Source organism: Alloscardovia criceti DSM 17774 (assembly GCF_000376885.1).
GTDB lineage: Bacteria > Actinomycetota > Actinomycetes > Actinomycetales > Bifidobacteriaceae > Alloscardovia > Alloscardovia criceti.
The window spans coordinates 226,396-245,379 of the sequence record NZ_AQXR01000011.1; the positions used below are offsets into that span (position 1 = coordinate 226,396).

At 49.5% G+C, this 18,984-nt stretch carries 17 protein-coding genes; 9 read left to right on the forward strand and 8 right to left on the reverse strand.

Annotated elements, in window-relative coordinates:
• Window position 1 precedes the first annotated feature (1 nt).
• Window positions 2–1,519 carry a DUF5719 family protein gene (locus D570_RS0106345; protein WP_018143553.1) on the forward strand — a complete coding sequence of 506 codons (1,518 nt, stop codon included), beginning with the start codon at window positions 2–4 and terminating at the stop codon, window positions 1,517–1,519.
• A 64-nt stretch (window positions 1,520–1,583) separates the two neighbouring features.
• On the opposite strand, the gene D570_RS0106350 is transcribed toward D570_RS0106345, so the two are convergent.
• Complete coding sequence (locus D570_RS0106350) at window positions 1,584–2,039, reverse strand: metallopeptidase family protein (RefSeq protein ID WP_018143554.1); 456 nt, start codon at window positions 2,037–2,039, stop codon at window positions 1,584–1,586.
• Between the two features lie 65 nt (window positions 2,040–2,104).
• On the opposite strand from D570_RS0106350, the gene D570_RS08675 reads away from it, so the two are divergent.
• The gene (locus tag D570_RS08675; protein ID WP_018143555.1) at window positions 2,105–3,196 is read left to right on the forward strand and encodes an HAD-IIB family hydrolase; all 1,092 of its coding nucleotides are present in this window, start codon (window positions 2,105–2,107) and stop codon (window positions 3,194–3,196) included.
• Window positions 3,197–3,570: 374 nt separating this feature from the next.
• The gene (locus tag D570_RS09480) at window positions 3,571–4,047 is read left to right on the forward strand and encodes a ComF family protein (protein ID WP_169331236.1); all 477 of its coding nucleotides are present in this window, start codon (window positions 3,571–3,573) and stop codon (window positions 4,045–4,047) included.
• On the opposite strand, the gene D570_RS0106365 is transcribed toward D570_RS09480, so the two are convergent.
• The 4 genes from D570_RS0106365 to D570_RS0106380 form a co-directional block, all read right to left on the reverse strand.
• Window positions 4,044–5,426: a Y-family DNA polymerase gene (locus tag D570_RS0106365; protein WP_245531870.1), complete on the reverse strand. Its 1,383-nt coding sequence runs from the start codon at window positions 5,424–5,426 to the stop codon at window positions 4,044–4,046. The genes D570_RS09480 and D570_RS0106365 overlap by 4 nt on opposite strands.
• Window positions 5,427–5,480: 54 nt before the next feature.
• Window positions 5,481–5,978 carry a LexA family protein gene (locus D570_RS08685; protein WP_018143558.1) on the reverse strand — a complete coding sequence of 166 codons (498 nt, stop codon included), beginning with the start codon at window positions 5,976–5,978 and terminating at the stop codon, window positions 5,481–5,483.
• A 130-nt stretch (window positions 5,979–6,108) separates the two neighbouring features.
• Complete coding sequence (locus D570_RS0106375) at window positions 6,109–7,218, reverse strand: sensor histidine kinase (protein ID WP_018143559.1); 1,110 nt, start codon at window positions 7,216–7,218, stop codon at window positions 6,109–6,111.
• 149 nt (window positions 7,219–7,367) lie between these two features.
• A complete protein-coding gene (locus tag D570_RS0106380) occupies window positions 7,368–8,090 on the reverse strand; it encodes a response regulator transcription factor (RefSeq protein WP_018143560.1) in 723 nt (240 codons plus the stop codon).
• Window positions 8,091–8,213: 123 nt separating this feature from the next.
• Between D570_RS0106380 and D570_RS0106385 the strand changes: the two genes are divergently transcribed.
• Window positions 8,214–8,810, forward strand: coding sequence for a CarD family transcriptional regulator (locus D570_RS0106385; RefSeq protein ID WP_018143561.1), 597 nt, complete (start codon window positions 8,214–8,216; stop codon window positions 8,808–8,810).
• A gap of 128 nt (window positions 8,811–8,938) precedes the next feature.
• Here the strand turns inward: D570_RS0106385 and D570_RS0106390 are convergent, their stop codons facing one another.
• The 3 genes from D570_RS0106390 to D570_RS0106400 all read right to left on the reverse strand — a co-directional run bounded on the left by D570_RS0106390 (window position 8,939) and on the right by D570_RS0106400 (window position 12,063).
• Window positions 8,939–9,757, reverse strand: a complete 819-nt coding sequence (locus D570_RS0106390) for a metal ABC transporter permease (protein WP_018143562.1) — start codon at window positions 9,755–9,757, stop codon at window positions 8,939–8,941.
• A 1-nt stretch (window position 9,758) separates the two neighbouring features.
• Window positions 9,759–10,853 carry a metal ABC transporter ATP-binding protein gene (locus D570_RS08690; protein WP_018143563.1) on the reverse strand — a complete coding sequence of 365 codons (1,095 nt, stop codon included), beginning with the start codon at window positions 10,851–10,853 and terminating at the stop codon, window positions 9,759–9,761.
• Window positions 10,854–11,088: 235 nt separating this feature from the next.
• Window positions 11,089–12,063 (reverse strand): metal ABC transporter solute-binding protein, Zn/Mn family, encoded by a 975-nt coding sequence (locus tag D570_RS0106400; protein WP_018143564.1) that lies wholly within the window; start codon window positions 12,061–12,063, stop codon window positions 11,089–11,091.
• Between the two features lie 110 nt (window positions 12,064–12,173).
• Here D570_RS0106400 and D570_RS0106405 point away from each other — a divergent pair, with 110 nt between their 5' ends.
• From D570_RS0106405 to D570_RS0106425, 5 genes are all read left to right on the forward strand, one after another.
• Window positions 12,174–13,079, forward strand: a complete 906-nt coding sequence (locus tag D570_RS0106405; RefSeq protein WP_083907420.1) for a bifunctional methylenetetrahydrofolate dehydrogenase/methenyltetrahydrofolate cyclohydrolase — start codon at window positions 12,174–12,176, stop codon at window positions 13,077–13,079.
• Window positions 13,080–13,314: 235 nt separating this feature from the next.
• On the forward strand, window positions 13,315–14,799 hold the full coding sequence (rpsA, locus tag D570_RS0106410) for a 30S ribosomal protein S1 (protein ID WP_018143566.1): 1,485 nt from the start codon (window positions 13,315–13,317) through the stop codon (window positions 14,797–14,799).
• A 152-nt stretch (window positions 14,800–14,951) separates the two neighbouring features.
• Entirely contained in the window at window positions 14,952–15,587 is a 636-nt protein-coding gene (coaE, locus tag D570_RS0106415) for a dephospho-CoA kinase (RefSeq protein WP_026181939.1), read from the forward strand.
• Window positions 15,588–15,620: 33 nt separating this feature from the next.
• Window positions 15,621–17,729, forward strand: a complete 2,109-nt coding sequence (gene uvrB / locus D570_RS0106420; protein ID WP_018143568.1) for an excinuclease ABC subunit UvrB — start codon at window positions 15,621–15,623, stop codon at window positions 17,727–17,729.
• Between the two features lie 194 nt (window positions 17,730–17,923).
• Window positions 17,924–18,916, forward strand: coding sequence for a TerC family protein (locus D570_RS0106425; protein ID WP_018143569.1), 993 nt, complete (start codon window positions 17,924–17,926; stop codon window positions 18,914–18,916).
• The last annotated feature ends 68 nt before the right edge of the window (window positions 18,917–18,984 follow it).

Genomic DNA, 18,984 nt, shown 5'->3' on the forward strand with positions numbered 1-18,984 from the left:
TATGTCAGTAACACGTAAAATCCTTGCGATTCTTGGTGCTGTGCTGAGCGCAATCCTTCTCGTCGGTGCAGCCGTGGGGCTGGCTTTAGGGTGGCTCAATCCGATTATTCCGCGTTTTTCTTCGCAGCAGTCTGCGAGCTCCGTGCAAGAGGTGGCACAGCTCAATTCCTCGCTGTACTGCCCAACGCGTATGAAGCTCGCGGATACGGAAAACTACGGCGATGCTGATTTTCAGGCGAGTGAGGGCAATCTGTCCTCCACCTCTCGCATTTCCGCTATGGGAGCCGTGTATCAAGCTGATGTTGCCGATGTAGCACAGACGACAACCACTTCGATTATTGGTGATGCGCATATGGCGAATGACTCTGTGCGCACCAGCACGGATGATGCGGGTCAATCCTTGGTTGTCCAAACGCGTACATTAAATGCTCAGAAATTTACCGGTGCTCAAGGCACGGTGGTTTCGTGGGCATCCGAAGCAGATTTACGCGGTATCTCAGCTTCTTCCTGTGTGCCTTTTGCTACAACGCAATCGTTCATCGTGCCTGCTACCAGCACGGGATGGTCACAGCAGATGGTTGTGGCCAATTCTTCGGAAAAGTCTGCCTCGATTTCTTTGACGGCTCATGGCACGCAATCGTCCGACCCACTGACTTTTGAAACGCACGCCACGGCAACGGTGGCCGCACATGCGGAAGTCACCATCGATTTATCGGCTGCATTTAATGTCAACGATGCCGCCTATGTCACGGTAGAAAGTGACTCTGCTCCGGTTGCTGCCATCGTCCAGGTAGTGCATATGGATGGGCTTACTCCACAAGGATCTGATTACAGCAATCCTTTAGATTCTGCGGATACCACGCAGGTCATTCCTGCTCTGAGCGACGCCTCATCTATGGATATTGCCGTCTACGGTACAGAGGATGGTTCTGCTCAATTCGTCTTCCTAGGAGACAATGGGGAAATTACCACGCAGAAAGTGTCATATACGGCGGAAAAATTGAGCTTTACGCATGTGGATAATATTCCGCAAGGTACACAATCCGTTCTGGTGACCTCCTCATCGCCGGTGTCCGCATCCGCCATCAGCAGTGTTTCTGCATCGGATGGGCAAAGCGATTTTGCTGTGACACAGGCACGTTCAGCAGGACAATCTTTTGCAGTTAATGTGCCGGAAAACGTAAACAACCGCGTCGATATTTCTAATATGTCTTCTGACACGCAAAAGGTGCATATTGCAGCCTTTAGTGCGGATGGTTCAGTTTCGGGCGAGCGCGATGTGGAGATTAACGCGCATAGTGTGTATACCTTTGCGGCTACGGATATTAGCTCAAATGCGACTGTTGTCCAGATTTCTCAGACGGATTCATCGCGCGCATCCCTCGTTGTGGGTGAGTCTTTCACTGTGAACTCTGTATCGGATGCGCAGGTCGCCCAGCGTGCAAGCTTGGCAACGCCTGCTATGGATTTGACGACGACGAAGTACACCGTGACGAGAGAAAAAACAATTCTCAACTAGCGCGAGATGAGGCGCAGATCAGCGGGAGTACCCAAGTGCCTCACAGGTGTTGCAGCGGAACGCGCTAGAAGCGGTCCTGCCAATCCGGCTCAATGCTCTGAGGTGGTAAGCCTGAGAGTTCTGATAACTGTCGCACAATTTCATCGCGGATAAGAATATCCAATTCGGTGCGGTTTCGTGCGCGAAATTCTATAGGCTTCCTATACAGGGCAATGCGTGCGGGAATGCCGTGGCGGGAGGGAAAACTCTGGGATAAATGGACACGATAATCTTCCCAGGACAGTGGATCAGAAGGAGGCACATCTTCTACAGCACACTCCACATGGGTGAAAAGCTGAGGCCAAGCGCGCTTGAGGCGTGTAATTTGAGCTAAAACTTGTTTGTCAAAATACCCTGCAGATGTGCGGTATAACGGCAGATGCGTGCCAAAAACAGGCTGACGCAAACCGCGACCATGACGATTGCGGTATATGCGCTTATCCCAAGGAAGCTCTTTCATACCATCGAGCATAGCAGTCATTGAGCATAGAAGACATGGCACACAGTCGGCTTCTTGTTACAATGAAGTACAGGAAAGGAGGCAATATGAGTGCACAGATTGCCGTTGTGCAAGCTCCGGATGTGGATATTGATGCTTGCGCTTCGGGCGTGAAACTGCTGGCCTTTGATTTGGACAACACCTTAGCGCGTTCTAAAATGCCCATGACTCAAGAAACCACGCATTTATTTGCTTCCTTAACGCATATTATGCCAGTGGCCATCGTGACGGGTGGCCGCTATGAGCTCATCGAATCCCAAGTTTTGGACACTGTTATAGGGCATGCGTATGCGGATAACCTCGACTTGCTTCCAACCACGGGCACCTCTTACTACAGCTGGAATGGGCGAGCGTTTGAGCGCGTGTATGCGGTGGAATTGAGTGTGCAGCAAAAGACGCGCGCTTTTCACGCCTTAGAATCCTGTGCGCGCGCATTAGGGTATTGGTATGAGAATACGCAGGGGCCACGCATCGAGGATAGAGGAAGTCAGGTTACTTTTTCTGCTCTCGGATCGGCAGCTCGCCTCGAGGACAAGGAGACCTGGGATAGTGATGGCGTGAAGCGGCAACTCATGGCTGACCAGGTACAGCAGCTCCTGCCGGATCTCACTGTGCGCGTCGCCGGTGCTACGAGCATCGATATTTCTCAGCGTGGTTTGGATAAGTCCTATGCCGTACAGCAGCTGGCTCGACTGCATAAGATTGATGTGCAGGACATCGTTTTTGTGGGCGATCGTATGACGCCGGGTGGTAATGATTATCCTGCAGCTCAAGCAGGCACACGTGCGGTCAGTGTTACAGGACCGGACCAGACGAATATTTTTATGAAAGATTTTATGCAGGCTTTTACGCATGGTTTGCGCATTGATTCCATAGAGCATCAGGCGTGGCTTCATGATGAGCCTCTTTCTATCTCGGATGCAGAATTTTCTTTGCTTTTAGCGCTTCTTCACGCGCAAGGGGAGACGGTTAGCCGTCAGCAGCTCATGAAAGATGCATGGGGATACGATGATTCGGGCGATACGCGGCTACTGAGCGTATCTATTGCACGCCTGCGTGCCGTTTTAGAGGATAATCCTCAGATGCCACGACGTATTATTACGGTGCGCGGTGGTGGGTATCGCCTCGTCTTTTCGTAGTTTTTCTTTTGATACCGCGAGTTACTCACATTCGTTCACAATGCTTGGATGAAGTGGATGCTGTGTGCTTCATCTTCTAGGCTAAGCTTATGCTTTTCTCCCTTTTGCAATTATGGCGAGCACTGCATCTGGTGCTTTTCCCGCGACGTTGTGCCGGCTGCGGTGTATTCGATGAAATCCTCTGCCCGCTGTGTCAGCGTGAATTTTGCTCTTTCATGAAGCGTCGGATTGTGCAATCCTTTACCGTGTATTCTTGTGCGCCTTATAGTGAGCCGGTGCGTTCGAGTATTCTCTCGTGGAAGGACCATGGGGATGAGGAATTGGATGCACTGTTTTCCGCCTTTCTTGAGCGGCGCTGCGTGAGCGTTCTGAATATGGCAGCTAGTGAACGCTATAACACCAGTACGGATACGCCACGCTCACTGTGCATTGTGCCCGTACCATCTTCACCCCAGTCGGTCAAAAAACGAGGACGCCTTCACATGCTTCCACTAGCGCGCCATCTGGTTGAACGGTTAAATGTGCGCTTTTTACACGATGAATTTCCACTTAGCGCTCATGTATGCACCTGTCTGAGCATGGATAAGCACGTCCATAAGTCCGTAACGAGATCAACGAAAAAATCACGTTCGCAACGTCTCAATAAGGGGCTCCTCATCACCGCCTCTCATGAACTCAACCATAGTCAGGTTATTCTGATCGATGACATTATCACCACAGGCTCTACCGTGCGTGCTTGCGTGCGCATACTGCGTGCTCAAGGCGCACATATTGTGGCTGTCTGTGCCCTCGCCGATGCCGATAAAAGCAATACGGAGCATGCCGATATTGAAGGCAATACAGATGCTTAAGCCTTTACCGTCAGCATTTCCGACCAGCAGGTCGTAGCGCGTGGGGAGAGGCGTGCACGTTTCATCGTCCATGAAGCACCCGTATCCGCATTCGTTCGCCCTTTACCACGAATGCCACCATAGCCAATGCCCACACGGAAAGAGCCGAAACGTTGACGGGCAGTTTCGAGCACCTCGTTGATGCCTTTATCGTACTGAGCTTCGAAAACATCGAGGGGACGATAGCTATCCGCATCGATAAGTCCTTGTAAAACTACGCCTGCACGCACATAAGGCGCAGAAGGAACGATGTCTTTTTCGATACACTGATAAGCAGATTTAGCGATAATAAGCGGATCATTCGTTGGCTCAAAAGTCCCCAGACCATGAATATGTGAAGGAATATCTGAGGTATTAAAGCGGCTTGTCGAGCAAAAAACACTTACAGAGGAGCACAGACTTGACTGCCGATTCAGCCGATTCGTCGCTTTTTGTGCGTACACGCTAATGGCTTGCCGTAAACCCTCCGCATCACGAATAGGGTGAGAAAACATGCGCGAACACATGATTTGAGTTGTGCGTTTGCCATCGAGAGCATTGTCATCCTCATCAAACGTATGGCAGGGAATTCCGCGTAATTCTAAAACAGTTTGTTGAAGATTAACGCGGAATTTTTTGCGGATAAGCACCGGATCACTATCGCGTAAATCGGCAGCAGTGGTAATGCCCATACTCATCAGTTTGGGCGCAAGACGTCGCCCAACACCCCAAATATCGCGCACACTGACATGCTTAAGAAAATGAGGATCGACACGTACTGCCTCATCCCAGCTCATAATGCCACGCACGCCCAAATGGTGCTTTGACCAGTGACTTACCACCTTCGCCAAAGTACAGGTAGGCGCAATACCAATGGAAATAGGCAACCCCAGCCCTCTCCACACAGCCTCGCGCATCTGCGTACTTTTTTCTACAATGAGTGTCACATCCTCTTTGACGCGGAAAAAACATTCATCGATGGAATACACATGCTGCTCAGGGAAGAAAGTGCTCATAATATGCATCATGCGCGTAGATAAACTCGCATACAGTTCATAATTTGAGCTACAGGCGATGACGCCCTGCTGTGTGGCCTTTTCACGAATTTTAAACCATGCAATGCCCTCGGGGATGCCCAACCTCTTCGCCTCAAAACTACGCGCCACCACACAACCATCGTTGTTGGACAAAACCACCACGGGACGCTTATACAGGCGTGGGTCCACAACGCGCTCGCAGGAGGCGAAAAAGCTATCGGCATCGGCAAGGATAAACTGTGTGCTTGTGTGCGTAGCAGGCGAGGAGGGAGCGACGCGCAGAAGAGCATCCTCTGCTAGTGTTTCAGACCGAGAATTCATCATAAGCTCCTTACTGAAATTCTGAAATGAAAAGGAGAAACCAACCTGAAACCGCGCTCAGAGCTGCCGCGAAGTTTGGACACCGTGTGACGGCCTACGTGCCGGAAGAGCCGTGTGCGATGATTGGGCAAAATCACCGTGCGTTTCAAAATTAATCTTGAGGCGCTCGCACTGCGGATGATAATTTCCGATTACAACGCCCCAGATAGTGACCGACTCGTCGAAATACAGCTGGATATCTGGGTATTGCTTATTTTCAGCATGGAGAACGGGATTGCCCTGAGCATCGGATGCAAGACGCTTGACAGTCAGCTCGCCATCCAAAGCCACGATGACAATATCGCCGTTTTGGGGGATAAGTGACCTATCGACGATAACGAGATCCCCATCAAAAATGCCTGCGCCCTCCATAGAACTACCAGAAATGCGCACAATAAACGAGGTATCTGGGTGCACGATGACATTCGTATCAAAAGAGAAATCACCTGAGAAATAATCTTGCGCCACCGAAGGAAAGCCTGCATGCACAGACTCCAGCGCAATAGGAATGCCCATAGCAACCACCTTTCGAACATTTGTTCGAATAATTTTTTCAGGTGCTCTGGACGAAAAAAGAGCTGAACGACATGCCAATATTTTCATGCCATTCAGCTCTCTGCCCATAATTTCTAACTATTGCAGGGTCCTAAGCCTGCTCCATGTTTACACGTTCCGGAGGTGTGCTTTGCTCGATGTGCCATTTAGGTAAGGTGATTTCAAAGTTCACGCCGCGGCTGTCATCCACTACTTGCACCGTTCCACCATGCAAGCCTGCAGCCCAACGTGCAATAGACAGGCCCAAGCCCGTACCGCCCGACATAGTGCCGGGGCGATTGCGGTGGCCCTTGACATAGCGGCGGAAAATATCGGAACGATCTTCGGGCGCAATCTGGGATCCAAAATTGATCACATTCGTCACAATATTGCCATGCAATTTATCTTCTCGCGTTTCGATGGCAATAGCCGTATTATCTGCCGAATGCTTCAATGCATTGGCGATGATATTCGTAAACAGCTGGCGTAAACGATCTTCATCGCCTTCCATCCATAAACGCTCCGGCACGCGCAAATCGATATGATGATTATGACTCGAATCCGCAATCTCTAGCGGCATAATCACATCATCGAGGAATTCGCGCATATTAAATTTAGAAATTTCCAAGCTGGCCGCCCCCGCTTCCATACGGCTTAAGTCCAGCAAGAAGGCGATAAGATCGCTTAAACGTTGGGTTTGATTGAGGATGCCTTCCAAATTGGATGGAGTCGGTTCCACAACGCCATCGGCCATATTTTCCACCAAAGCCTGCAAAGCCGAAACCGGCGTACGCAATTCATGACTCACATTAGCAATCAAATCGCGACGCATTTGGTCAGAATGCTCCAATTCATCCGCCATCATGTTAAAGGAACGAGACAGCTGACCAATTTCATCGTTACTATCCAAAGCCATAGACACGCGCACGGCATAATCACCCTGCGTTAAGGTCTCAGCCGCATCACGAATTTCTCGCAAAGGCGCCGTCAAACCTTGGGCGAAAATATAGGTAATGCCCAAAGCAATTGCAAGCGTAATCGGCAGTCCCACCCAGCCAGAAATGCCCAGCTTCAGCAAGCCCCAAGCAGATACAAAAGCGCTGAACGTAGCTAAGAAAATGAGGATACTCAGTTCAATTTTTAACGAAGAAATAATGCCTAGAGGACGGTACCAACTAAAACGGCGAGAAGACTTCTTTTTATCACGAAGACGAGGTTTCATAAGAATCTAAATTCCACACAAGCTAGAAAATTTAAAAGCGCTACACCATGAATTTTAGAATCTGTAGGAGAAACTAAAACAGGGTAGCGCTTTCCTTATTACAGTTATAATCACAGTTACACTAAACGCGCAGGCATCCTATGAGCTGCTTACTGATCATCCGCAGGTGGCTCGAAAGCATAACCCACACCATGCACGGTACGAATCATATCCGCACCCAGCTTATGACGCAGAGCCTTCACGTGAGAATCCACGGTACGCGTACCCGAGGCATCCACCCAATCCCACACCTCTTCTAGAAGCTTTTCGCGGGTGAGAACGCTCTTAGGCTTGCGCGCCAACGTGGAGAGCAAATCAAACTCAGTAGGCGTTAAATGCACAATTTCATCATTTAAGGTCACAATGCGCTGAGCTGGATCGATGACCAAATCGCCAAATTGCAGCACTTTCTCATTTTCAGAATTCTTTGCAATAACTTTTGCGCGCTCAACTCTACGTAGCAGAGCCTTACAACGCGCAATAAGCTCACGCATAGAAAATGGTTTCGTCATATAATCATCCGCGCCCGCGCTCAGGCCAATAATCTTGTCTGCCTCATCATCACGAGCTGTCAGCATCAAAACAGGCACAGGACGCGACGCCACAATGCGCTTGGTAGCCTCTAAGCCATCCATCACAGGAAGCATAATATCCATGATGACCAAATCCGGCTTAATCTGAAGAGCAGCTTGAACAGCACTTGCGCCATCGCCAATAACTCGAGCGTTCCATCCTTCAGAAGCTAAACGCTGAGCAATAGCCGTAGCAAGCGTAGGCTCGTCCTCCACAACGAGGATAGTGTGCTGCGAAGATCGCGTTGTAGGAGTATTCATATCGTAGCTTTCTTTGTAGATTGCTGTACTGATAACATAATAGCGCAAACTATAGCGCTTTGGGTGTCCTTGCTCTATGGCACACTGAACACATTGTAAATTTCGCTGGAGGACCTATTTTTTATGGATTATAAGGTTGGCGATACAGTCGTTTATCCACGTCATGGCGCAGCACGTATCGAAGAAATTTCCGATCGAGAATTGCGCGGACAGACCAAAAAATACCTGAAGCTTTCCGTTCTCTCATCTGATGGACTCGTAATCAATGTACCCGCAGATACCGTAGAAGAGCTGGGTGTTCGTGACATCGTCGATGCGGTAGCAGTAGCAAAAGTCTTTGAAATTTTGCGCACGCCAATTGTTGAAGAAAAAACAAACTGGTCTCGCCGCTACAAGCTTAATCAAGAAAAAATCGCATCAGGAGATGTCAACAAAGTAGCAGAAGTCGTACGCGACCTCGCTCAGCGCGATGACAATGATCATGGTTTATCCGCAGGTGAAAAGCGCATGCTTTCTCGCGCTCGTACCATTTTGACCTCGGAAATTGCGTTGAGTGAAAAGTTGGAAGAAGAAGAAGCTCAGCGTCTGCTGGATGTGAACTTGGGCTATGAAAAGCCACGTCCCGGGGATGAAAAGCATCATGCCATGGCTCCAGAAGAGCCAGCAGACATGACGTTGCAGCGTGTAGAAGCCGAGGCAAAGGCCAGCAAGAAGAAGTAGTTTTCTTTCCTGTACGCATGTGCGTTGCGTGTGCACTTATGCAACGTTTAAGGCTCAGATTCTGTTTTGTTCAGAGTCTGAGCCTTTTGCATGCCTTGCGTTCTTTCGTGCGCGGTTGTGCGCTCATCTTAGCCGCGCAGTGCCACAACTGCCTTTGTAATCAGCCACAGAGCCACGCTAATGCTGACGATGACGAAGCTTGGAGGCATATTAAACATCGTCGAAATGACCAGTCCGCCCCACATGGAAATCAGACATAAAATTATGGTGACCATAATGGAACGCATAGGCGAGCGCGTCAGCATCATGGCAGTATCTGCGGGTGTAATAACCAAGGCAAAGATGAGCAAGGTTCCTACCGCAGGCACGCTGACGGTAATAACGCCTCCCATCATAATCATAAAAACAATGCTGAGCAGAGCAACGGGCACGCCTTTAGCCTGAGCTACGGTTTCGTCCAAGGAGCTAAACAGCAAGGGGCGGAAGATAATCAGCAGCGTTAGACACAGGATGACGTCAAAAAGAGCAAAAGTTATCAGCTGATCGTCCGTAATGGTGAGCACGGATCCGAAAAGGATGGATTGCATTTGTTTCGCAGCGCCTGAGGAGAGGTTGGAAAAATACAAACCCAGAGCCGTAGCAAAAGCGAGTACAGACCCGGTGGCAATTTCTCTTTCAGAGGCCTTTTTTCCTAAAGCTCCGATAACGAGTGCGCCGCCGATGGCAAAAATGCCCATGCCCCACAAAACAGGGATACCCAGCAACGCTGCTCCTGTAGCGCCTGGCATGCCAATATGAGCTAGGGCGTGCGCGGCAAATGTCGATTTTCGAATAATGACAAAATAGCCCACAAGCCCTGCTGCAAGAGAAATAAGAATGCCTGCGATAAATGCGCGCTGTACGAATGTGGCTTGGAGAACCATCTGCCATTCTGGATTGTATTGCATATTAATCCTCCGAAGATTCTACGGTTGTTTCGGTAGCTGCGTTTGTCCCTGGACCAGTGGAATTCCTGCTAGCCGTGGCTGAGTTTCCACTCTCACCTTCTGGTGAGCAGGGTTGCTGTGCCTGAGGCGAATGCCAGTGTGCGGCTGCCTGAGTGGAATGCTTATCGTGCACGGCTCGGCTTTGTGGTTCCATGGCGGAATTATGCGTGACAAACATGTCGCCCTGCGGCGTGGTAATAACCTCTACCGTTGTGCCATACAGGTGTGTCAGCAGGTTGGAGTCGAGCATATTATCCATGGAGGAGTAGTGCGGGTGCCCATCGAGCAGATATACCGCACCTGTCAGAATAGGCAGTAAAACATTCAGATCATGTGCAACCACTTGAATGGTCATGCCCATCTTTTTATTGAGATCTGATAAAAGTTCTACGATGGAATGCTGGCTAGCAATATCCAAGTTGGCTAGTGGCTCATCCAAAATCAACAACTCGGGATTATTGACCAAAGCCTGAGCAATGGCAGCTCTTTGGCGTTGGCCACCGGATAATGCGTTAATTTTCAGGCTGGATTGCCCACTTAAGCCCACAAAATCTAGGATGCTGCGCACATCTTCTCGATTTTGACGCGAGGAGGGGCGAAATCCCCAACGTGTGCCTGTGATACCGAGCAGGACAAAATCAAAAACGGTGATATTGCTTTCGCTAGCCGTCGTATAATCCTGAGGCACGTAGCCGATATGTGCGTTTTGCTTACCGGCTGGTTCGCTGAGTACGCGAAGTTGCCCCGAAGATAGGGGAAGAATGCCAAGAATGGCATTGAGCATAGTGGTTTTTCCGGTGCCATTCGTGCCCACTATAGCGGTCACGCTATGTGCTGGAATGGAAAAATTACCCTGAGACCAAATAGTGCGATTACCGCGTTTTACGGCCGCATCGATGAATTCGATAACCGATGCGTCACGCGTGTGCGTGTGCTCGCTAAGTGACTGTTCACCATGTGGCTGCGCAGTGTGATGGGTATGAGGAGATACGTCTGTGTGCATATGTGGCATGCGCTCAGAAGCGTCATCTGATCGCGAAGAAGAAGGTACAGACATAAATTATCTTTTCTACATGGAGGGTGGTTTGTGCTTCATCACAAGGCTACGGCATCCATATTTCCGTGTATGGCCCTGAGCTCAGGAGTGAAGCCAAAGATGAGATGAGGTGCTGAGCGGAGCCCAACACCTCATCTACGTTATATGAGTTGTGCACAGAATGCCTAACTCTTGTTCTGTGAGCTTATCGTGTAAAGCTCTTTCATCACTGAGCTATCGCATTATCGATTTCGACTTACTGCTGACTCTGCGCGTCCAACGTCGAATTCAGCTCATCCAGCAGTGCTGAAATCCACTGGTTCAGCGTCGAGTACTGTGAAGGAATTTGCTCCGTAATATCCATGACAGGAACATCAGACTTGCCTGCAGTGCCGGTCAACATATTCGTCGCATCCGAACTTTCTTGAGGATTATTGACCAAGAAAGAAATATCATGCGCTTCGATAAGTGACTGGAATTCCTGCAAATCTGCGGCTGTTGGCTCGGCTTCATTCGCGCTGGAATTTGCATAGCCTTGCGGTGTAGCATCCGTCAAACCCAGATCGGAGAAAAGATAGTAGGCAACGGCTTCTGTGGCGCCATACTTTTCACCTTCATGATTCGTTTTGAATTCGCTGATTTTCGTATCGAGTTCATCCTCAGTTTTCAGCCAAGCATCATACTGCTGCTGGAAGTAATCCTTAGAAGCAGGCAGAAGCTGCGCATAGGTCTTATTCAACGCTTCAGCCACGGCCTTACGTGCATCCTTAGAGAACCAGAGATGAGGATTATCCGATTCGCCGGCGCCCACGATGGAAGCCGCATTCACGGTGGATATAGATTTTTCTGAGGACACAGCTTTTGTAGCCCAGGCATCATAATTCGCGCCGTTGAGTACGGCTACTTGTGCAGAGGTGAGCTCAGCAATTTCGGCCGTGGAAGCCTCATAATCGTGTGCCTCTACGGTGGAGCTATTGATGATGGAGGTTACCTTTACATGCTCTCCACCAATTTCTTGAGCAAGAGAACCCCATTGATTCACCGAAGCGACGACCGTAATAGGATCTTGAGCCTGCTCGGTGGTGGTTTGCTCGGAGCTTTCCGTTTCGGTTTTTTGTGTGGTTGCTGAATTTCCACACGCGCTCAGTGCGAAAATGGCTACTCCTGCGACAATTGCAGTAGCAGCACGACGAATAACAGCAATGGCGTCAAAGTTTCGATGCTTCTTCATCTCACTTGACTCTTTCTACCTTATATCGAGTAATGCACACATAACCCTTTTATGTGTACCATCTCATAGTAGCATTAATGAGGTATTGATAGACAGACAGGGGAGTTGCAGTGGTCAGTGAGGGACAACCAGCTTTACGAATTAGTGGAACTGATGTGGCACACACGATTAAACAAGAGCTCGCCCGCGAAGTTCAGGAGCTGAAATCGAAGGGGATTCATCCTGGGCTGGGCACGATTTTAGTGGGGAACGATCCCGGCTCTGTGAAATATGTAGAAGGCAAGCATAAGGATTGTGCTGAAGTGGGCATGCAGTCCATTCGCAGAGATCTGCCTGCCGATGCAAGCCAGGACGACATCATAGCTGCCATTGAGGAACTCAATGCAGATGAGGATTGCGCAGGTTTCATCGTGCAATTACCCTTGCCAGAGCATGTCGACACGCTGAAGGTGCTCGAGCATATTCGTGCTGACAAGGATGCCGATGGTATGCATCCGTTGAATTTAGGCAAACTCGTGTTGTACACCGATGAATTGCCGGATACAGCGTTGCCGTGCACACCTCGCGGCATCATTGAACTTTTGGAAAGCGCCGGCATCGATTTTGAAGGCAAGGATGTCTGTGTGCTTGGACGGGGCATTACCATTGGACGCACCATTGGTCTGATGCTTACCGCTAAAGGCAAAAATGCTACGGTGACCACCTGCCATTCGAAAACGCGCCATATTGAAGATAAAATTCGTCGGGCGGATATCGTTATTGCCGCTATGGGGTCCGCACATTTTGTCAAGCCAGATATGATTAAGCCGGGCGCGGTGACCGTGGATGTGGGTGTTTCTCGCGTCTTTGTGGAGGAGGAAGGCCGCTGGCGCATTCAAGGCGATGTGGACCCAGCCTGCTATGCCAAAGTCAGTGCATATACACCAAATCCGGGCGGCGTAGGACCGATGACGCGCGCAATGCTACTGAGAAATGTTGTAGAGATGGCACAAAGATTTGCGCGAAAGACGCACTAGAGCATGTCTATGCTCCGCGCGTTGCTCAGCTTGGGGAGAACGGAGCGCGACACGCCCGAATTCAGCTGGAAATTTGGGTAGGTTTTAGCGTATCCTTAAAGGCGTATGTGTTGAAGTATCAATGCTTGTGCATGTGCTCGTCGCTTTGCAGAGTTTAGCTTGTGCTAAGCCTTGCAAAGAAACGAAAAATTGAATATCGATAATTATCCGTGTAAGTCAAAGAAAAAACATTTTAATGACAGATAACAAGAACGAAATCCAGAAGGTCGCTATCAACGATATCGGCACGGAAGAGGATTTCATCAAGGCAGTCGATTCCACCATCAAGAACTTCGATGATGGTGATCTCGTTGAGGGTACCGTTGTAAAGATCGATCACGATGAGGTACTTCTTGACATCGGCTACAAGACTGAAGGTGTTATTCCTTCCCGCGAACTTTCTATCAAGAAGGACGTGGATCCAGACGATGTCGTAGAAGTTGGCGACACCGTAGAGGCACTTGTCATCACTAAGGAAGACAAGGAAGGCCGTCTTATTCTTTCTAAGAAGCGTGCACAGTACGAGCGCGCTTGGGGCGACGTTGAAAAGATCAAGGAAGCTGACGGTGTTGTTGAAGGTACCGTTATCGAAGCTGTTAAGGGCGGCTTGATCGTGGACATCGGTTTGCGTGGCTTCTTGCCAGCATCCCTCGTCGAAATGCGTCGCGTGCGTGACTTGGCTCCATACATTGGCCAGACCATTCAGGCTAAGATTTTGGAGCTCGATAAGAACCGCAACAACGTTGTTCTTTCCCGTCGTCAGTACCTCGAAGAGACTCAGTCTGAAGTTCGTGAGACCTTCCTCTCTCAGCTTAAGAAGGGTCAGATTCGTGAAGGCGTTATCAGTTCCATCGTTAACTTCGGTGCATTCGTCGATCTCGGCGGTGTTGATGGTTTGATCCATGTTTCTGAGCTGTCATGGAAGCATATCGATCACCCATCTGAAGTTGTTAAGGTTGGCGATAAGGTCACCGTTGAGGTGCTCGATGTCGATCTCGATCGCGAGCGTATCTCCCTGTCCCTTAAGTCCACTCAGGAAGATCCATGGCAGCGTTTCGCACGCACCCATGTTCCAGGACAGATTGTTAAGGGTAAGGTTACCAAGATTGTACAGTTCGGTGCATTCATCTCCGTGGATGACGGCATCGAGGGTCTCGTACACATCTCTGAGTTGGCAAACCGCCACGTAGAGAACCCAGAGACCGTTGTCAAGCCTGGTGACGAAGTATTCGTAAAGGTTATCGACGTTGATCTTGATCGTCGTCGTATCTCCTTGTCTTTGAAGCAGGCTACAGATTCTGTAGACCCAGCTTCTGAAGATTTCGATCCAGCTTTGTATGGTATGCCAGCAGAGTATGACGAAAACGGAAACTACAAGTACCCAGAAGGCTTCGATCCAGAAACGAACGAATGGATTGAAGGCTTCGAAAAGCAGCGCGAAGAGTGGGAAGCTCAGTACGCAGCAGCTCACGACTTGTGGGAAGCACACAAGGTATTCGCAGCAAAGCAGGCTGAGCTTGCAGCAGCTTCTGCTGAGGCTGATGGTGTAGAAGAGGAAGAAGCTCCAGCTGACTCCGCAGACGCTACAAACTACAGTTCCGCAGCAGCAAACGAGGGTACCCTCGCAGCTGATGATCAGCTCGCAGCATTGCGCGAACAGTTGCTCAACGAGAACAACTAAGCGAGAATAAAACGCTCGATTATGGTTGTGATGGCTTAAGCTAGCAACTCGCATAAGCTGAAGTGCTTATTCAAAGGATCCCATGTGAAAGCGTGGGGTCCTTTTTTTATACGATAAATAACAATGGAATTATCTGTAATATGGTTGTGCATATGACATCCACACATCCAAAATTCATACGTGTAGGCATCACCGGCGGCATTGCTGCTGGCAAATCTACCGTCAGTAACCACCTCATAGAGCGGGGTTTTCCTGTCATCGATTACGATAAACTGGCTCGCGACATTGTGCGCCCGGGCAGTCCAGTACTACGAGAAGTGGCTCAAGCATTTGGTGAGCAGGCGCTAGATAGTCATGGAATGCTCAATAGGCCCTGGCTGGCGGAGCATGTTTTTCAAGATGATCATCAGCTGCGCACACTGAATGGAATCATGCATCCTGCCGTGTACCGTCTTGCCGCCGAGCGAGAATCGCGCATACTAGCAGAAAAAGAGCACTCGATCATTTTTCATGACATTCCGTTGCTGGTGGAAACACGCCAGCTTGCACAGGATAATGGCATAATTTTTGATCATATTATGACCGTGGAAGCCAGCAAGGACGTGCGCATTGCGCGCATGATGGAGTCACGTCATATGACTGCTGCAGATGCTCAATCGCGTATCGCTATGCAACTGACGCGAGCGCAACGCGAAGAAATAGCGGACCTGGTCATTGACTCACAACGACCCTTAGAAACGATGCTGGCACAGGTGGATAGCGCCGTCGATAACTGGCTGAGAGCATAACCGTAATTCGGCTGAAAGATCTAGTATAGAAGCATGGCTTTTAACGGAATTGAACGCATAGACAAACCCTTCGTGGTGAAGTCACCATATAAACCTTCAGGCGACCAGCCTAAGGCCATTGATGAGCTCGCCACACGCATTGAAAATGGCGAAACCGATGTCGTATTAATGGGTGCCACCGGTACGGGTAAAACGGCTACGACGGCATGGCTTATTGAAAGACTACAGCGTCCAACTCTGATTTTGGAGCCAAATAAGACTTTGGCAGCGCAGCTTGCCGCGGAATTTAGGGAACTCATGCCGGATAACGCGGTGAATTATTTCGTGTCTTACTACGATTATTACCAGCCAGAAGCGTATATCCCTCAAACGGATACGTTTATCGAAAAAGATTCCAGTATCAACGATGATGTAGAACGTTTGCGCCACGCTACGACTGCAAATTTGCTGACGCGTCGAGACTGCGTCGTTGTGGCCACGGTGTCCTGCATTTACGGTTTGGGTACGCCGGAAGAATACGCCAGTCAAATGCTGTTCTTGGAACGCGGCGAGCATATCGAACGCGATGATTTGCTCCGCACCTTCGTCAACATGCAGTACAAGCGCAATGACATCGATTTTGCGCGGGGAACCTTCCGCGTGCGTGGGGATACCGTTGAAATTATTCCTGTATACGAGGAATTGGCTATCCGCATCGAATTCTTTGGCGATGAAATTGATAGAATTTCCACGCTTCATCCGATTACGGGCGATGAAATTGCGGAAGAAGATACCATTCATATCTTCCCAGCCACACACTATGCAGCCGGCCCAGACCGCCTTGCACACGCCATCGATACCATTCAGGAGGAGCTGGACCAGCGCCTCAAACAGCTGAAGAAGGAAAATAAGCTACTCGAAGCGCAACGCCTCGAAATGCGCACCACCTATGATTTGGAAATGCTTCAGCAAATTGGTACCTGCTCGGGCGTAGAAAATTATTCGCGTCACTTCGATGACCGTGCACCGGGCACGCCTCCGCACACCCTGCTCGACTTCTTCCCGGACGACTTCCTGCTCGTCGTGGATGAATCACACGTGACCATTCCACAAATTGGCGCCATGTACGAGGGTGATGCCAGCCGTAAGCGCACACTCGTGGAGCACGGATTCCGCCTGCCATCGGCGATGGATAATCGTCCATTGAAATTCCCAGAATTCCTCACACATATCGGCCAAACGGTGTACCTGTCCGCTACACCGGGTGATTACGAAATGAATCTATCCGATGGCGTCGTTGAGCAGATTATTCGCCCAACCGGTCTGCTGGATCCTGAGGTCGATGTGCGCCCAGTAGACGGTCAAATTGACGATTTGCTGGCAGAAATCAAGGCGCGCATCGAAAGAAATGAGCGTGTACTCGTCACAACACTAACCAAACGGATGGCAGAGGATTTGACCGACTATCTCCTCGAGAGGTCCATTAAGGTGGAATACCTTCATTCCGATGTGGATACTTTGCGTCGTGTGGAACTGTTGCGTGAGCTGCGCGAAGGCAAAATTGACGTTATCGTAGGCATTAATTTGCTTCGCGAAGGTTTGGATTTGCCGGAAGTTTCTTTGGTGGCCATCTTGGATGCGGATAAGGAAGGATTCCTGCGCTCCTATCGTTCGCTCATTCAGACAATTGGTCGTGCCGCTCGAAATGTGTCCGGCAAGGTGATTATGTATGCGGATAAGCTGACCGATGCTATGCGTAAGGCCATCGATGAAACGAATCGTCGTCGTGAAATTCAGATGAAGTACAATAAGGACCATGGCATCGATCCTCAGCCACTGATTAAGAAAATTAGCGATGTTAATGACATGCTGGCGAAGGAGGATGTGGATACGGAGGAGCTTTTGGCCAGTGGCTACCGCAATTCTGGCAAGGCCGGCAACTCGCATCTGGGCGTGCCTACGATGGACGAAAAGTCTGCAGAAGAGCGCCATAAGAAGCTGCTCGAGGCGGGACTTCCGGCTCAAGATCTGGCAGATTTGATTCGTCAATTGTCCGATCAAATGCATACCGCGGCAGAGCAACTTCAATTCGAGTTGGCAGCCCGCTTGCGCGATGAAATTCGGGATTTGAAAAAGGAACTCCGTCAGATGACACAGGCATAAACCCAACGATAAAATTCTCAGACCACACAAGGCGATAGGGTGGTCTGAGAATTTTTTTTGCCTCATACGGCGTGCTCAACGTTGACATAAGGTAGACGCATAGGGGACATGCCTGTGGTCGAGAACTCGTAGTACCAGTGGTCTATACACTATATATATACGCATGTGAGAAGAGCAGCTACAGAAAGAGAATAATGAGCGAAACCCCACTCTGGTTCATGATCGCCACTTTTATCGTTTTGGCCGTGTTTTTTACGGTGGATTTGGTGCTCATTGGACGCAAACCACATATTCCGAGTACGAAAGAATGCTTGCAACACATTGCCTTCTTTGTCGTTATGGCGTTAATTTTCGGTGGATTGATCTGGGCGGTGGCGGGATCGCAACCTGCGATTGAGTTTTATTCTGGCTGGCTGACTGAGTATTCGCTGAGCATTGATAATCTTTTTGTATTCGTCATTATTATGTCGAATTTTGCGGTGCCTAAACATTTGCAAAAATACGTGCTCTCTGTGGGTATTACGCTGGCATTGATTTTGCGCGGTATTTTTATCTTGGCTGGATCTGCCATTTTGGAACGTTTTACGTGGGTATTTTTCCTTTTCGGTGCCTTTTTATTGTACACAGCCGTGAAATTGGCAATGGGCAAAGAGGACGAGGATGACTATCAGGAAAATATTCTCATCCGTTCTATGCGTCGCGTGGTGAAGATGACAGATGAGTACGACGGCAAGAAACTCCGTACGCGTGTGGAAGGGCAGCGCTACTTTACGCCGATGCTGGTGGTTTTCGTAGCAATTGGCACGACGGATGTCATGTTTGCCTTCGACTCTATCCCGGCTATTTTTGGGTTGACACAGGATCCTTTTATCGTTTTCACCTCTAATGTGTTCGCTTTACTGGGTCTTCAGCAGCTGTACTTCCTGTTAGGTGCGTTACTGGATAAATTGGTATATCTGCCTATAGGCCTGTCCGTAGTGTTGGGCTTTATTGGTATAAAGCTGATTTTGGAAGCCCTCCATAGTAATAGTCTGCCTTTTATCAACGGCGGTCAGCCTTTGCACATGGTGCCGGAAATTCCGACGTGGGTTTCGTTGCTCGTTATTATCCTGTCCTTAGGCATTGCAGCAGGCGCCAGTTTAGTGCGTATGAAGCGCGTGCAAGCCGTCGACTCTCCGACTAGGTAAAACGTTTTATGGCAACGATTGCACGGTTTGCATAACCGTGGCGTGTAAATCGTGTCAAAAGTACGATG

What these genes read in the sequence shown, in the direction of transcription:
- rpsA (WP_018143566.1), top strand. Translation starts at nt 13,315, where the DNA reads ATGACAGATAACAAGAACGAAATCCAGAAGGTCGCTATCAACGATATC.
- D570_RS0106345 (WP_018143553.1), top strand. Translation starts at nt 2, where the DNA reads ATGTCAGTAACACGTAAAATCCTTGCGATTCTTGGTGCTGTGCTGAGC.
- D570_RS0106365 (WP_245531870.1), bottom strand. Translation starts at nt 5,426, where the DNA reads ATGATGAATTCTCGGTCTGAAACACTAGCAGAGGATGCTCTTCTGCGC.
- D570_RS09480 (WP_169331236.1), top strand. Translation starts at nt 3,571, where the DNA reads ATGGCAGCTAGTGAACGCTATAACACCAGTACGGATACGCCACGCTCA.
- D570_RS0106390 (WP_018143562.1), bottom strand. Translation starts at nt 9,757, where the DNA reads ATGCAATACAATCCAGAATGGCAGATGGTTCTCCAAGCCACATTCGTA.
- D570_RS0106425 (WP_018143569.1), top strand. Translation starts at nt 17,924, where the DNA reads ATGAGCGAAACCCCACTCTGGTTCATGATCGCCACTTTTATCGTTTTG.
- D570_RS0106400 (WP_018143564.1), bottom strand. Translation starts at nt 12,063, where the DNA reads ATGAAGAAGCATCGAAACTTTGACGCCATTGCTGTTATTCGTCGTGCT.
- D570_RS0106380 (WP_018143560.1), bottom strand. Translation starts at nt 8,090, where the DNA reads ATGAATACTCCTACAACGCGATCTTCGCAGCACACTATCCTCGTTGTG.
- D570_RS0106385 (WP_018143561.1), top strand. Translation starts at nt 8,214, where the DNA reads ATGGATTATAAGGTTGGCGATACAGTCGTTTATCCACGTCATGGCGCA.
- D570_RS08690 (WP_018143563.1), bottom strand. Translation starts at nt 10,853, where the DNA reads ATGTCTGTACCTTCTTCTTCGCGATCAGATGACGCTTCTGAGCGCATG.
- coaE (WP_026181939.1), top strand. Translation starts at nt 14,952, where the DNA reads ATGACATCCACACATCCAAAATTCATACGTGTAGGCATCACCGGCGGC.
- D570_RS0106350 (WP_018143554.1), bottom strand. Translation starts at nt 2,039, where the DNA reads ATGACTGCTATGCTCGATGGTATGAAAGAGCTTCCTTGGGATAAGCGC.
- uvrB (WP_018143568.1), top strand. Translation starts at nt 15,621, where the DNA reads ATGGCTTTTAACGGAATTGAACGCATAGACAAACCCTTCGTGGTGAAG.
- D570_RS0106375 (WP_018143559.1), bottom strand. Translation starts at nt 7,218, where the DNA reads ATGAAACCTCGTCTTCGTGATAAAAAGAAGTCTTCTCGCCGTTTTAGT.
- D570_RS08685 (WP_018143558.1), bottom strand. Translation starts at nt 5,978, where the DNA reads ATGGGCATTCCTATTGCGCTGGAGTCTGTGCATGCAGGCTTTCCTTCG.
- D570_RS08675 (WP_018143555.1), top strand. Translation starts at nt 2,105, where the DNA reads ATGAGTGCACAGATTGCCGTTGTGCAAGCTCCGGATGTGGATATTGAT.